This is a genomic window from Synechococcus sp. PCC 6716, from assembly GCF_022570815.1.
GTDB lineage: Bacteria > Cyanobacteriota > Cyanobacteriia > Thermosynechococcales > Thermosynechococcaceae > Thermosynechococcus > Thermosynechococcus lividus.
In genome coordinates, this window is sequence record NZ_JAKLTU010000001.1 from 188166 (window position 1) to 202830 (window position 14665).

Annotated in this window: 11 protein-coding genes; 7 read left to right on the plus strand and 4 right to left on the minus strand. The window is 53.6% G+C overall.

All coding sequences use genetic code 11. The annotated features are described in order from the left end of the window. Window positions 1–31 precede the first annotated feature (31 nt). Window positions 32–1405: a ParA family protein gene (locus L5220_RS00925; protein WP_499571038.1), complete on the plus strand. Its 1374-nt coding sequence runs from the start codon at window positions 32–34 to the stop codon at window positions 1403–1405. Here L5220_RS00925 and recJ read toward each other — a convergent pair. Further along, complete coding sequence (gene recJ, locus L5220_RS00930; RefSeq protein ID WP_499571040.1) at window positions 1390–3615, minus strand: single-stranded-DNA-specific exonuclease RecJ; 2226 nt, start codon at window positions 3613–3615, stop codon at window positions 1390–1392. The genes L5220_RS00925 and recJ overlap by 16 nt on opposite strands. A gap of 10 nt (window positions 3616–3625) precedes the next feature. Beyond that, on the minus strand, window positions 3626–6769 hold the full coding sequence (locus L5220_RS00935) for a response regulator (RefSeq protein ID WP_499571042.1): 3144 nt from the start codon (window positions 6767–6769) through the stop codon (window positions 3626–3628). Window positions 6770–6969: 200 nt separating this feature from the next. On the opposite strand from L5220_RS00935, the gene petG reads away from it, so the two are divergent. From petG to L5220_RS00950, 3 genes are all read left to right on the plus strand, one after another. Next, the gene (gene petG, locus L5220_RS00940; protein ID WP_099799905.1) at window positions 6970–7083 is read left to right on the plus strand and encodes a cytochrome b6-f complex subunit V; all 114 of its coding nucleotides are present in this window, start codon (window positions 6970–6972) and stop codon (window positions 7081–7083) included. A 243-nt stretch (window positions 7084–7326) separates the two neighbouring features. Beyond that, a complete protein-coding gene (gene der / locus L5220_RS00945; RefSeq protein ID WP_499571044.1) occupies window positions 7327–8664 on the plus strand; it encodes a ribosome biogenesis GTPase Der in 1338 nt (445 codons plus the stop codon). A 62-nt stretch (window positions 8665–8726) separates the two neighbouring features. Further along, complete coding sequence (locus tag L5220_RS00950; RefSeq protein ID WP_448514676.1) at window positions 8727–9629, plus strand: methylenetetrahydrofolate reductase; 903 nt, start codon at window positions 8727–8729, stop codon at window positions 9627–9629. Here L5220_RS00950 and L5220_RS00955 read toward each other — a convergent pair. Both L5220_RS00955 and secG read right to left on the minus strand, forming a co-directional pair. Further along, window positions 9626–9910 (minus strand): DUF427 domain-containing protein, encoded by a 285-nt coding sequence (locus L5220_RS00955; protein WP_099799140.1) that lies wholly within the window; start codon window positions 9908–9910, stop codon window positions 9626–9628. The genes L5220_RS00950 and L5220_RS00955 overlap by 4 nt on opposite strands. Window positions 9911–9952: 42 nt before the next feature. Next, entirely contained in the window at window positions 9953–10186 is a 234-nt protein-coding gene (gene secG, locus L5220_RS00960; RefSeq protein ID WP_448514677.1) for a preprotein translocase subunit SecG, read from the minus strand. Window positions 10187–10615: 429 nt separating this feature from the next. Here secG and fbp point away from each other — a divergent pair, with 429 nt between their 5' ends. The 3 genes from fbp to opcA all read left to right on the plus strand — a co-directional run bounded on the left by fbp (window position 10616) and on the right by opcA (window position 14656). Further along, complete coding sequence (fbp, locus tag L5220_RS00965; protein ID WP_448514678.1) at window positions 10616–11668, plus strand: class 1 fructose-bisphosphatase; 1053 nt, start codon at window positions 10616–10618, stop codon at window positions 11666–11668. A gap of 3 nt (window positions 11669–11671) precedes the next feature. Next, window positions 11672–13201 (plus strand): glucose-6-phosphate dehydrogenase, encoded by a 1530-nt coding sequence (gene zwf / locus L5220_RS00970; protein WP_499571047.1) that lies wholly within the window; start codon window positions 11672–11674, stop codon window positions 13199–13201. A gap of 108 nt (window positions 13202–13309) precedes the next feature. Then, complete coding sequence (gene opcA, locus L5220_RS00975) at window positions 13310–14656, plus strand: glucose-6-phosphate dehydrogenase assembly protein OpcA (RefSeq protein WP_499571049.1); 1347 nt, start codon at window positions 13310–13312, stop codon at window positions 14654–14656. Window positions 14657–14665: the final 9 nt, after the last annotated feature.

Consider the following 14665-nt stretch of genomic DNA (forward strand, 5'->3'; position numbering starts at 1 on the left):
GACCGGGGTATCTCGGAGGTTTAGATGACCCTTGGATATTTCCCGTTTGCGATCGCAGTGGCAGCAAATTAGCAGCGATGAAACCTGTGAAGCGGTTATTGACCACAATTTTATTCATCCCTTACTAACGCTCCTTGGTTTTGGACCGGGCGATCGCATCACCTCCTTTGATACCGGCACAGGGATTGCCGATATTGCAGCTCGCTTCCCCAGCAAAGATCGCCCAGCCTTTGGCCAGGAACGGCGACACCCTGATCTCATTGTGGAAATTAAGGCCCCTGCCCGCCGCTCTCGCAATACCCCGAGCCAAACGGTAACCCTGAGCCTAGAGGAAGGGTCAGCACACCAAACCCGTGCCCTTAGTCAACTGCGGCACCTTTTAGCAGGAGAGCACTGCCGCCAAACGACATGGGGGCTGGTCACCAATGCCCGGCATTTGCAGTTGTTTCAACGTCATGGCCACCTTGTGTATCCCGCCACTCCCAATTTTGAACTGAGGGGCGATCGCATCGACGGCATTGTCGCAGACCTCCGTGCCTGTCTCCAGCATCCCCAGCGAGCAACCACTGTGTGTATCTATAACCATAAGGGGGGAGTGGGCAAAACAACGACCACCATTAATTTAGGCGCAACCCTAGCGGTGGCGGATGAAGCCGTGTTACTGGTGGATTGTGACCCTCAAGGGGATCTCAGCCGCTCCTTGGAACTCAGTCCAACAGCGACCACACTGGCCAGTTGTATTCAAGACCCCAGCCTACCCATTACTGCCGCGGTGCGTTCCTTTGATCTGCGCCTGCGCAGCGGTAGCCGTATTAAATCTGCCCATATTTTTGATGTGATTCCGGCGGCTCCCCAACTCCAGAGTGTTCTCATTCAGGCGATGCAAGTGGGCACCCCGCCTATTACCCGCCTGCGAGAGGTGTTGCAGCCCCTGCGCGATCGCTACGACTATATTTTGCTGGACTGCCCTAGTTCTTGGTTGTTTCTCAGCAAGAGTGCCCTCTATGCCAGTGATGTGGTGTTGATCCCCACGCGACACACCGATTTATCCTCCCTAAACAATGCCGCCCACGTTATTCACAGCTTTATCTTTGGCGAAATTCAAACATTCCGCTACGACGGTGGCCCCTTGCCCTTACCGATTTTTTTTAATGGTGCTCCCACCACAGATAAGGCCATGGAGGTTGCCACCGCTGAAATCGCCCAAATTTTACAAAAATTTGCCCATCTCACGCCGTACTTTTGGCCGAACTATCACCTCAATGACACGGCTGTTTTGGCCATCCCCGAATACGCAATTATTTCCCGAGCGGCCTTTGCACGGGTGCCGGCGGTCTTCAAGGATAAGCGGGTGCTGGGCTTTTATCAGAACCTTGTACGGGCCTATTTTCAACCCCTTCCATAGCGCTGCAAACACTGAAGCGGTGCCTGGGTAAAATAGCGGCGACGAAACTGTTGCTCGGCGATCGCCGCCAAAAATGCCGCTAGGGCTGGGGCAGTGTCTGGGGAAGGGTGGGGGTGCTGTGGCCAACGACAGACTAACACCTCTCCCTGCTCGTGCACCTCAACCCCCAAGGTGTTGAACACCGCGAGGGCGCTCCTGAAACAGGCCTCGTCTAACTCCAACTCGGCGAAGAGGTGGCTGCGCTCTAGGGGGCGTTGCTGCTGACTTGCGACTTTGAAGCGTGTCACGAGAGTCTGCCACAGGGAGAGGGGGTCTAGCTCTGCTGGCGCAGTGTAGGCCAAAATCAAGGGCTGTTGCTGTGCCTGTGCGCGATCAACCCAGTGTTGCCATGCCGCCGCAGAGGTGGGGCACGTTTCTACCCGCAGGCCAGTCTGCGGTGCTGCCTCAGGGCGATCGCGAAAGTCATAGATTAACTCAACGGGTGCAGGAGTAATGGTATTGGCTGCACTGGGTCGGAGCGCCACAAGGTTAGCTGTTATCCTGCCGTTCCATTCGTCAAGCTCTAGGACAACATCACAGGTCGTTGCTGGACAATCGCTGACCCGATGGCGCCACCATACTGCTGGAAATCGAACTGCTGTCTGTGGCTCGACTAAATCGAACCGCGTATAGACGAGAGACTGATGTTTAACCCGATCCTCTTTGGGGTTCTGGATCGCTACCCCACGGACGAACAAACGGGGTTGAGGATTGCCTAAGCCAAACGGCTCTAGTAGCTGCAGCTCCTTGAACAGAGGCATCCCCAATGCCGACAGGGGAACCTCTAGGTCAATGGTGAGGGGCTGGGCGATCGCCGTGGCCGTGCCTTGCTGGTGGAGGAGGTAATCATTCAGCGCTGCTGTGAGGGCAGGAATATCAGCCGTTTTCAGGCTAAACCCCACCGCGTAGGGGTGGCCGCCAAAATGGACAAACAGGTGTTGCTGAGTCCGCAGTGCCTCGTAGAGATCCACGGTGCCCCCTGACCGAGCTGAACCAGTGGCCATGCCAGTCTGGGGATCCGTACGCAGCAAAATGGCCGGACGACCATAGGTGGTCACTAACTCATTGGCCACAATGCCAAGAATGCCAGCAGACCAATTTTCATCGGTTAAGACAATCACCCGCGCTGTTGACAGATCCAGTTGAGCCACCTTCTTATGTGCCTCGGTGGCGATCGCCCCTTGGAGCTGCCGCCGACTATTATTGGCCTGTTCAACGGTATTGGCAATATTCTGGGCGTGCTGCGGATCGAGGGTCGTCAGCAGTTCAATCAGCGGCTTCACATTCCCGGCCACCCGACTGACAGCATTAATGCGCGGACCAATGCCAAAACTAATATCCGTAACCCGATTTCCCTGTCGCCGACACGTTGCCAATAGTGCGTTGAGGCCAGGCCGTGGTGTCTTGGCAAGCACCTCTAGCCCTCGCTGCGCCAAATACCGCGCCTCGGCACGCAACTCCACCAAATCGGTAATCAGACCAATTGCCACTAAATCCAGTAAGGACTCCAGAGGCACTGCTGAGTGTTGCGGCCATGTCTCATAGACCGCCTCAACAAACTTGTAGGCCACTGCCACCCCCGATAACGGGCGCAGGGGATGCTCTGGGGGCAACTGCCGCGGGTTAATTAAGGCAACCGCACCCAGAGGTTCCAGCGCAAGGGTATGGTGATCGGTGACAATAACCTCAATCCCTAGGGTGCGGGCAAAGGCAATTTCTGCATGGTTGGTGCAACCAGTGTCGCAGGTAATGACTAGGGAAACCCCCTGCTGCTTGAGCTGTTGCAATCCTTTTGCCGAAAGACCATGGGACTCCTGCAGGCGATTGGGGATGTAGTAGCCCGCTAGTTGTTGACCAAAAAACCGATAGAGACCCYCCCAAAGAACCGCCGTTGCGGTCACGCCGTCGGCATCAAAATCCCCCCAGATGGCAATTTTCTCCTGCTGCTGGCGTGCCTGCTGTAACCGCGCCATAGCCACAGACATCTCTGGAAACTCAAAAGGGGAGGTCGGGCAATACGCTTGCCAATCTAAAAAGGCAGCGACCTCCTCCCGTCGGATGCCCCGCTGCCACAACAGTTGGGCGGTAGATGCGCCGGCTTGGGGGTGGAGCGCTCGAACCTGAGCCACAAAGTCCGCCGGAGCCACTTCCGTGGTGAGTTGCTGCCACATCGGAATCACCCTAACCAGCGGTGGTAGCGTTGACGAGGGGAGTACACTGCCGCAGGGCGCGGACGAGTTCTTCCAGACTGATGGGTTTACTGACATAATCGTCCATCCCAGCCTCTAAACAGAGTTGGCGATCGCTCTCCATAGCATTGGCGGTCATGGCAATAATCCGTGGTCGCGGCTGAGCTAGGGTTTCGTAGAGCCGGATCACCTCTCGCGTGGCGGTCAACCCATCCATTTCCGGCATTTGCATATCCATTAAAATGACATCATAGGGCTGTCGCTTCACCGCATCCAACACCTCTAGGCCGTTGGCCGCAATGTCGCCACGGTAGCCGATTTTTTCGAGGATACGCAATGCCACCATCTGGTTGACCTTATTGTCTTCAGCAACCAAGATACGCAAGGGGGGTAAATCTGCCTTGAGGGCTTGAGTTGAAAACTGTTTGGGTGTTGCTATGGAGAGAATGGGAGAGTCACTAAACAAGTCGTTGAGGACGTTGTAAAGGGTGGACTGTTTCACTGGTTTACTAATCAGCCTTGTAAATAGTTGAGTTTCTTCAAGACTGAGGGAACATCCTAGCGACGTCAGCAGAATAATTGGTAATTGCTGATGGACTTGGCGAATCTGTCGTGCCAGCGTTACGCCATCCATCTCCGGCATTTGTAAATCTAAAATTGCCACATCCATGGCAGCATTCGTTTGCAGTAAGGATAGGGCAGCGGCACCGCTTTCCGCCACAAGGGGCTGCATTTGCCAGTTACGGGTTTGCAAGGCTAAAATCTGTCGATTAGTGGCATTATCATCCACAATTAGCACACGACGGTTTTGCAGGAGAGAGCCATCCACCGGGGTAATTTTGGCCCCATTTGGGTTGAGCAGAAGCTGCACCGTAAAGTAAAACACTGAACCCGTTTCTGGTATGGGAATGGACTCATAGTGAGGCGGTGGATTCCCACCTATGGCTAAGGCTGACCCTTGACTTTTACTTTCCAACCAAATACGCCCTTGCATGTGCTCCACCAGCCGCTGACAGATCACCAGCCCCAACCCTGTGCCACCATAGTGGCGGGTAATCGAGGCATCCACTTGGCTAAAGGGCTTAAACAGTCGCTGTACCCCTTGGGGTGTAATGCCCACCCCCGTATCTTGAATAGCAAATAAAAACTCGTAGCGATCGCCCAGCTTGCCTTGCCCGAAAGGCTTTACAGACAAAATAAGGCTGCCATGCTCGGTAAACTTCACACCATTGCTGAGTAAATTAACCAAAATTTGCCGCAGTCGCCCCATGTCGCCAATGACATGAACCGGAACCTCTGGGTCAATGTGGGCAATGAGTTCCACTTTCCGCTCTAAGGCACGGTTGGCCATTAAGTCCAGCACATCTTCAACACAGGTGCGCAGGTTAAAGGGATAGGCTTCTAGCTCCAGCGTGCCGGATTCAATTTTGGAAAAATCGAGAATATCATTAATGATGGTGAGTAGGGCATCACCACTCAGGCGGATGGTATTCAAAAATTCCTGTTGCTGAGGGGTGAGGGGGGTATCCAGCAGTAACCCAGTCAGGCCAATAATGGCGTTCATGGGGGTGCGAATTTCGTGACTCATGGTGGCCAAAAACTCACTCTTGGTACGGCTTGCATCTTCAGCAGCATTGCGAGCCGCCTCTAGCAGTTGTTGCTGCTCCATCATTTGCGAAATATCTTCCCAGGTGCCAACAAAGCCGGTGAACACCCCCTCTTCAAAGGTGGGAATGGCTCGAGCATTCAGCCAGGAGATTTGACCATCCCTATCGAGCAGCCGAAACTGCTTCTTGAAGGGTCGCTGCTGGGCGATCGCATACTGCCAAGCGGCGATAACAGATAGCCGATCTTCCCGATGAAGAAACTGTTGCCAATCGATCGCCGCAGTCTCATTTGGCTCAACAGCCAGCATCTTCAGGAATGTTTTGTTAGCATAGGTCAGTTTGCCCTCAGCATCGGCGGTGAAAATACCTACAGGTGCCATGTCACTGACCGTACGAAACCGAACCTCACTAGCTGCAAGTCGCTGATTGAGCAAGAATTGGCGATGACGATTACTGGTAATCATAAAAATGCCGATCCCTGCTGACAGCCACAGAACAATAAATAGGAATAGGAACTGTAGATGAATTGGTGTTAGTTGCTGAGCCAGAATGTGAGGGGAAAGGCGGGAAATCACCCATAGACGATAGTCGCGCTCGGCGATCGCACCGTTATTTGTCAGGTTGACCGAGTAATGGTTGACTTTCAGAGGTAAAACCTGGTGAAAGGCAAAGAGGCCATCATCACTGATGAACCGGCCAAGCGTCTGAGTACGCATCCGCTGCCATAATTCTGGAAACATAGCCCCCACGGTGGAACCCTGCCGCTCTGGGTAGCGGAAGCCCCATTCATCGCTCGTGCGCTCTGCCAGTAACCAATACCCTTGATCGTTTGCTAATAGGCAACTGCCGTACACCCCCTGACAGCTGTTCATGAGGATATGCAGTAAATGGTTGGCATCATATCGCAGCACCAAAAACCCAACGCGTTGTTGATCGCGGGTATAGACCGGTGCAGCCAAATACAAAATGGGCGTGGGGGCAATGTGGGTTTGATTTTTGTCAATGTCAATGTCAAACGGGGAAATAAAGGCCTCATCCTGTTGTAATTGACGAATGACTGGCCAGTAGATTTTCTGTAACTCCGACGAGGGAGTGTCATTGCTTAAGCGGCGATTAAAGTCATGAGTCAGGGCAATATTCAGTCTAAGATGTCCCGTTAGATCAAACAGGTACAGGCGATCGTAGATTCGCTTTTGCCGCAAAAAATTGTACAGGTCATCTTCAATGGCTTGTAGGGAGCGGGCGTGATCTAAGGCATCTATTGCCGAGGGGTTTCTGTGACCCTGCTTGAGGGCTAAAAAATACTCTACGTCATGGGTTGCCGCCAAAATTTGTACTTCAGTGATCAGTAAATTTATATAATTCTTTAAAGTAAAGGCACCCCGCTCAACCTTGGCCTCTTCTCGACTTTGAAGCTCCTCAATGGCATCCCTGCGCTGTGCCAGATAAATCGGCCCAAGAATGGCTACCAGAGCGATCGTTGCAGGCAAAAAAAACTTGAGAAATTGGGACAGTGGACGCTGAGCCATGGGGAACGCTACACACCTCTAGGGAGAACCGTAGGAGCGACGATCAAGTGCATCGGGTGAGACGGTAGGAGAACATCGGGGAGAGTTCCCAGATGAGAGAGTTGATACGTTAACTCCCTAACGTAGGCCGTAAGACCCCGTAAATTTAGTGTATCGTGAGGGATGGAGTTCATGTATTGTGCAAAGGTCAAACAACCATCATGATTGAGCCGTTACTGTGTGGGATTGTTTTGGGGTTAATTCCGGTCACCTTAGCAGGCTTATTTTTTGCTGCCTACCAGCAGTATAAGCGTGGTAATCAGCTGGGACTCTAGGGGCTGACTGGCTCTCAAGCGTCGTTCAAGACTTAATCAACCATCCTATTCTGTGCATGGCGGTGCAGGGGAGCACAGCAATACCTCGCTCCCCTATCGCCTTTTTTCATTAGTGCGAATTTGCTGCCTTGGCAGACACCTATCTTGACCGTGAATGCCCTCCCTAAACCACCCTCAGCAGTACGGGCTAGACATGAACGTAACGGTCTTGAAAATCCCATTCTTGGCTGTGGAGTCATTGCTATGTCATTACCTATTGTTGCTGTTGTTGGTCGCCCCAATGTCGGCAAATCTACATTCGTCAATCGCTTGGCGGGGGAGCGAGATGCCATTGTTCATGATGCGCCGGGGGTGACGCGCGATCGCACCTATCGCCCTGTTTTTTGGCAAGATCGGGAATTTCTGGTGGTGGATACGGGGGGGTTGGTATTTGACGATGACAGTGAGTTTCTGCCTCTAATTCGTCAGCAAGCGGAACTGGCACTACAGGAAGCCACCGCAGCAATTTTTGTGGTGGATGGACAGACCGGACCCACCGCCTTAGACCATGATATTGCTAGATGGTTGCGGCAACTATCGCTGCCGATCTTGGTGGCGGTCAATAAGTGTGAATCGCGCCAGATGGGACAGGTGCAGGCGGCAGAGTTTTGGTCGCTAGGGCTGGGGGAACCCTATCCGGTCTCGAGTATCCACGGCAGTGGTACCGGCGATCTTCTCGATCAGTTAATTACCTATCTGCCCGTAGAAACGGCTCCCCAACCCCACACGGAGATTCAAGTGGCTATTGCCGGTCGCCCGAATGTCGGTAAGTCGAGTCTCCTCAATGCTCTCATTGGTAGCGATCGCGCCATTGTGAGTCCTATTTCCGGCACCACTCGCGACACCATTGATACGGTGATTGAACGCAACGGTGTGTACTACCGCTTCATTGATACAGCGGGAATTCGCAAGCGGAGCAGTGTGGCATATGGGCCGGAAATGTTTAGTGTGCACCGCGCCTTTAAGGCCATTCATCGCTCGGATGTGGTGCTGCTGGTGTTGGATGCCCTAGAGGAGATTACCGAGCAGGATCAACGCTTGGCAGGGCACATTGCGGATCAGGGGCGGGCCTGTGTTCTAATTATGAACAAGTGGGATGCAGTGGCTGAGAAGGATACCTACACCATCAATACCTATCGCGATCGCCTCTACCGACGGCTCAACTTTTTGGACTGGGCGGAGGCACTCTTTATTAGCGCCAAGACAGGGCAGCGCCTCGATAAAATTTTTACAGCGGTGGATGCAGCGGTTGAGCAACACCGCCGCCGCGTCAGTACGGCAGTGGTGAATGAGGTGATTCAAGATGCCCTGCGCTGGCACAGCCCCCCCGCCACCCGCCAAGGTCGTCAAGGCAAAATTTATTATGCAACCCAGGTAGCCACCCAACCCCCAGCGATCGCCATTTTTGTCAACGATGCCAAACTGTTTAAGGAGAACTACCGCCGCTATATTGAAGGGCAGGTACGCAAGCAACTCGGCTTTCAAGGCACACCGATTCGGCTGCTGTGGCGCAGTAAAAAGCCACGGGAGGTCGAAACTTAAAGGAATCCTAGCGACCCATTGCGGGTATGATAGTGGCCTAGTCGCATTGTGTCTAACCTCCCTTGACTGTTTCGTCTTTCCAAGCTGCCTGCCAGCGGGGTGATTTTTTAATTACAGCAGAGGTGTGTCCTCCCAAGGGCACCAACCCAGCAGCAATGCTGCGCCAAGCGGCACACCTGCGAGGGCGAGTCCACGCCGTGAATGTGACCGATGGCAGCCGAGCGGTACTGCGGATGAGTTCGTGGGCTGCAGCCTATTTATTGCAACAGCATGGCTTAGAACCCATTTGCCAACTGGCCTGTCGCGATCGCAACCGCATTGCCCTACAGGCAGATTTAATGGGCATTGCCACCCTCGGTATTCGCAATCTGCTGGCATTGACAGGGGATCCCGTAAAAGCTGGGGATCATCCCCACGCCCGCCCCGTGTTTGATCTGGAGTCGGTGCGGTTACTCCACCTCATCCAGCAACTGAATCAGGGGATGGATAGCGAGCACCGTCCGCTGCCCGACGGTGCCAGCCAGTTTTTTACAGGTGCGGCGTTGGATCCCCAGTCCCCAAGCTGGTCAGGGTTGCAGCAACGCTTTGAAAAGAAGCTAAAGGCGGGGGCGCAGTTTTTCCAAACCCAGTTAATTACGGATTTCGATCGCCTCGAAAAGTTTATGACCCAAGTGGCTGCCGGCTGTGAACGACCCATTTTAGCGGGGATTTTTCTGCTGAAGTCTGCCAAGAATGCAGCGTTTATTAACCGGGCGGTGCCGGGTGCCTCTATCCCTCAGCATCTTATCGATCGCCTCGCAGCGGCGACTGACCCCCTTGATGAAGGCATCACCATTGCGGCAGAGCACATCCAACAGGCGCGATCGCTGTGCCAAGGCATTCACCTGATGGCCGTGCGCCGCGAGGATCTGATTCCTAAAATTTTGGACCGTGCTGGCATTCCTCCCCTCAGCGAAGCGTCTTAGCGGGTGACTTGCACTCCCCGCCAAAACGCCACATACCCCTTAATATTGGCCGCCGCTGGCTTGGGATCGGGGTAGTACCACGCCGCATCCCGATTGGTCTTGCCATTTACCACAACATGGTAGTAGCTAGCGGTTCCTTTCCAGCCGCACACCGTATGGGTATCACTGGGCTGGAAATACTCCTGATGCAAAGCGTCCGGCGGAAAATAGATGTTGCCTTCCACCACTTCGTAGCGATCGCTCTGGGCAAGAATGACGTTATTCCACGTGGCTGTGGCCATGGTTATCCCTCGATGAACCCTCAAATACCTAGACTCTAGTGGCTATAGTGACCGCAGCCACCCTGCACTCAGGGCAACCGTCAGCGCCATAAACAGCACCGTTAAGGTCCAAGTGGCACGATTAAGGGTTGTCTCAGCGCTTTTGGTACTGGTAAATAACTGCGCCTGACCGCCAATCCCCCCCAAGCCATCCCCCTTAGGACTATGGAGTAGCACTAGTACAATTAAGCCAAGCGCCGAAAATGCCCAAATTCCCGTGGCGATCGTTTCAATCATGGTTTACCTCACTACTTGGGCGATCGCCCCCACAACAGAAGGCCAAGCCCACATTGCCTGACGAACTCATCACTTACAGTGTAGTGGGTGCAGGCACCCTTAAGGAACCTCACGTCTCCGATGGCAACCAATCATCAAATAACGGTTGGGGCGTTGCTGAATAGACGTATGATTTTCGGGTTTGAGTCTTCTGCCGCCCTCACCCTAGCCCTCTCGCAAAGGAGAGGGCACAAGACTCTTAGCTCCCTTCTCCCCAAGGAGAAGGGTTGGGGATGAGGGTAATTCATAGCCACACTCAGCAACACCACGGTTGGCACGCCATCGCCGTCGTAAGCCCACAGAATCTTTAGTTGTTCTAAAGAGTTACATTCTCCTGAAAAATAACTTTTACGATGGGGGCTAGATGCATCTCCACGTAGGGAGGGTCTCATGGCCGAATCCCCAACCGACACCCACGAACAAACTCTTGATCGCGATTGTCGTACCCTATCTCGTCACGTCTTGCAGCAACTGCAAAGTTTTGATGCTGCTGCCCAAGACCTCAGCGCCCTCATGAATCGGATTGCCCTAGCAGGGAAGCTCATTGCCCGCCGCCTTAGCCGTGCTGGCTTAATGGAGGGAGTGCTCGGATTTACAGGGGCAGTGAATGTTCAGGGCGAAGATGTCAAGAAAATGGATCTCTACGCCAACGAAGTATTTATTTCCGTCTTCAAGCAAAGTGGCTTAGTCTGCCGCCTTGCCTCAGAAGAAATGGCAACGCCCTACTACATTCCTGAAAACTGCCCCATCGGTCGCTATACCCTCCTGTACGATCCCTTAGATGGCTCTTCCAACGTGGATATCAACCTCAACGTTGGCTCCATCTTTGCGATTCGCCAGCAAGAGGGGAATGATCTGGATGGCAATGCTGCAGATTTACTCCAAAACGGCCACAAGCAAATTGCAGCGGGCTACATTCTCTATGGCCCAAGTACCATGCTGGTCTATTCCATTGGCAAGGGCACCCATGTGTTTGTCTTAGATCCCAGCCTAGGGGAATTTATCCTCGCCATTGAAAACCTACAAATGCCTGCCAGCGGTTCCATCTATAGCGTTAACGAAGGCAACTTCTGGGCATGGGATGAATCCATTCGCAATTATGTCCGCCATGTCCATCGCCAGCCGGGGTACAGTGCCCGCTATAGCGGTGCCTTAGTGGGAGACATCCACCGCATTCTTATGCAGGGAGGGGTTTTTCTTTATCCCGGCACCCAGAAAAATCCCGAGGGTAAACTGCGGCTGCTCTACGAATCTGCCCCCATTGCCTTTTTAGTAGAGCAAGCGGGAGGCAAAGCCAGCAATGGCACTCAGCCCCTTTTGGATATTGTGCCCAACCATCTGCACATGCGCACCCCCCTCATTATCGGCAGTCAGCAGAATGTAGAACTCGTGGAATCCTTTATTCAGAAAGCCGATGCCAACACAACTGTCCTACAGGTTTAACTCATGGTCACGCTGTTTGAAAATCCGCTGCGGGTAGGCTTACGTCAAGAACGCACCCCAGAGCCACTTATTTTGGTGATTTTTGGCGCGACTGGCGACCTCACCCAACGCAAACTGATTCCCTCGATTTATCAACTCAAGTTAGAACACCGCCTGCCTGCCGAGATCACTGTTGTTGGCGTTGCCCGTCGGGACTGGAGTGACGACTATTTCCGGGAGCACCTGCGCAAGGGAGTGGAGGAATTTGGCGGCGGCATCCAAGCGGAACCCCTCTGGCAGGAGTTTGCCCAAGGGCTTTACTACTGTGCCGGGAATATGGACGATCCGAACACCTATAGCAAACTTAAGGGCTTGCTTGCGGATCTCGACGAAAAGCGGCAGACCCGCGGAAACTATGTTTTTTACCTTGCGGTGTCTCCTAACTTTTTTGTGGAAGGCATTCAGCAACTTGGGGCGGCAGGGCTGTTAACCAACCCCCAAAAGCGGCGACTAGTCATTGAAAAGCCCTTTGGTCGCGATCTCACCTCTGCCCAGTCCCTCAACCAAGTGGTGCAGTCCGTTTGTAAAGAAGAGCAGGTCTATCGTATTGACCACTACCTAGGGAAAGAAACCGTCCAAAACCTGATGGTGTTTCGCTTTGCCAATGCGATTTTTGAGCCACTTTGGAATCGGCAGTACGTCGATCATGTCCAGATTACCGTGGCTGAAACCGTTGGTGTAGAAGACCGGGCAGGCTACTACGAAACCTCTGGTGCCCTGCGGGATATGGTGCAAAACCACATGCTCCAACTACTCGCACTGACGGCGATGGAACCCCCCAATGCCCTTGATGCCGACAGCCTTCGCAACGAAAAGGTGAAGGTGCTACAGGCCACTCGACTGGCGGATCTCGATAACCTTGATGCCTGTGCGGTGCGGGGGCAATACCGTGCTGGTTGGATGAAGGGTAAGCCCGTGGTGGGCTACCGCGAAGAGCCGGGAGTCAGTGCCACCTCCACCACCCCAACCTACGTCGCCTTGAAGCTGCTCATTGATAACTGGCGCTGGCAGGGGGTGCCCTTTTATTTGCGCACCGGCAAACGCCTTGCAAAAAAAGTAACGGAAATTTCGATTCAATTTCGCCAAGTCCCCCTCTTGATTTTTCAGTCAGCGGCGCGCCAGACGAACCCGAACATCCTGACCATGCGCATCCAGCCCAACGAGGGCATTGCCCTACGCTTTGAGGCCAAAATGCCCGGTGCTGACTTGCGATCGCGCACGGTGGAAATGGACTTTAGCTATGGGGCGTCCTTTGGTATGGCCACTGCTGATGCCTACGCCCGCCTGTTACTAGACTGTATGCTTGGGGATCAAACCCTCTTTACCCGCGCAGATGAAGTGGAAGCGGCGTGGCAGGTGGTGATGCCTGTCCTGAGCGCTTGGGAAGCGCCTAGCGATCCGGCGTTAATTCCCACCTACGAAGCGGGGACATGGGATCCGGATGCCGCCGAAGCGATGATTAACGCTGACGGTCGTCGCTGGCGACGCCTGTAGGATAGATGGCGGCCAAATTACGCATCATAGAAATCATAGACATGTAAAAGGCTCACCCCCTAGGCACTCCTTAATCAATCGAATCGACGTAATACAGGTACTTCAGTTATGTCCAGCGAATCTACGCCCCTTGTCGCCCTTCAAGATCCAGTTGATGTCTCCCTTGATGATATTGAACACAGCCTCAGCCAAATCTGGGTCAGCCATGGGGGAGATGGCAATGCCCCTGCAGCAGTGCGAGCTACAACGTTTACCCTCGTTGTTTACGAAGCGGACGATACGCAACAACTTCTTGCCGCTTTGGGCTACTACAGCGGTCCAATTGATGGCATTCTGGGGCCGCGGATGCAAGCAGCCCTGCGATCGGCGCAAAAAGATTACGGGTTGCCCATTACCGGCCGACCGTCCCCCGAGCTACGCCAGATCCTACAGCAAGAATACGCCGCCCAAGCGGCTAAAGGGATGACTCGTCCGGATCGCTATGCCATGGATGTGCGCGGTGGCAGTGTTGCCGACGCGATCGCCAGTCAAAATCCCTGTCGCGTCATTGCCCTGTGCCCAACCCTTGGCGACGATACGGGTATTACCGCCCAAGTGGCCGCCTACTGTCCCATTAATAAAAAAGTCCGCAGTTCCCTGATCTGCTGCGAGTACATTACCCTTAAGGGAACCCATACCGCCTTTGCGCGGGTTGAGCCACTCTTGCAGTCCTTGGTCATTCGCGACTTACCCCGCTTCCTCTGGTGGAAAGGGGATTTGCAACATAACCTTGATCTGTTTCAAACCCTTGCCCCCAAATTTAGCCGGATTATTGTTGACTCTAGTGAGTTTCTGGTGCCCACTAGCACATTTCGTACCCTTGCTGACCTATTGCAGCAAGGATTGCCAATTACCGATCTAAACTGGCGGCGACTGGGGGCATGGCAAGAATTAGCGGCTGAAGCCTTTGACCCACCGGAACGACGGCTAGCGGTCAAGGAGATTGATCAGGTCGTGATTGACTACGAAAAAGGCAATCCTGCCCAAGCATTAATGTATCTGGGGTGGCTGGCGTCCCGCTTACAGTGGCAACCCCGTCGCGTCACCCTCGAAAGTGGCGACTATGACCTTTACCACATTGAACTGGTGGGTTCAGATGAGCGGCTGATTAAAGCAGAGTTAGCAGGCATTCCCACCGGCGACAGCGGTTTAGTTCTGGGGGACTTAATTGATCTCAAACTCACCTCTAGCAATCCAGAGGCAGATTGTTGTACGATTATTTGCTCGGAGACACGTGGCTGCATGCGCATGGAATCGGGCGGCAGTGCTCAGATGTGCCGTACCTACCATGTGACTCCCTTAACGGATCAGACTGCTGAGCTGCTCCTGAGCCAAGAACTGCAACGCTGGGGGCAGGATGTGCTATATACTGAGAGCTTTGCCGCGGTCTTACAACTGTTAGACTTGATCCCTTAGGAACCCTTG

What these genes read in the sequence shown, in the direction of transcription:
- fbp (WP_448514678.1), top strand. Translation starts at nt 10,616, where the DNA reads ATGGCCGAATCCCCAACCGACACCCACGAACAAACTCTTGATCGCGAT.
- secG (WP_448514677.1), bottom strand. Translation starts at nt 10,186, where the DNA reads ATGATTGAAACGATCGCCACGGGAATTTGGGCATTTTCGGCGCTTGGC.
- zwf (WP_499571047.1), top strand. Translation starts at nt 11,672, where the DNA reads ATGGTCACGCTGTTTGAAAATCCGCTGCGGGTAGGCTTACGTCAAGAA.
- L5220_RS00955 (WP_099799140.1), bottom strand. Translation starts at nt 9,910, where the DNA reads ATGGCCACAGCCACGTGGAATAACGTCATTCTTGCCCAGAGCGATCGC.
- petG (WP_099799905.1), top strand. Translation starts at nt 6,970, where the DNA reads ATGATTGAGCCGTTACTGTGTGGGATTGTTTTGGGGTTAATTCCGGTC.
- der (WP_499571044.1), top strand. Translation starts at nt 7,327, where the DNA reads ATGTCATTACCTATTGTTGCTGTTGTTGGTCGCCCCAATGTCGGCAAA.
- L5220_RS00935 (WP_499571042.1), bottom strand. Translation starts at nt 6,769, where the DNA reads ATGGCTCAGCGTCCACTGTCCCAATTTCTCAAGTTTTTTTTGCCTGCA.
- opcA (WP_499571049.1), top strand. Translation starts at nt 13,310, where the DNA reads ATGTCCAGCGAATCTACGCCCCTTGTCGCCCTTCAAGATCCAGTTGAT.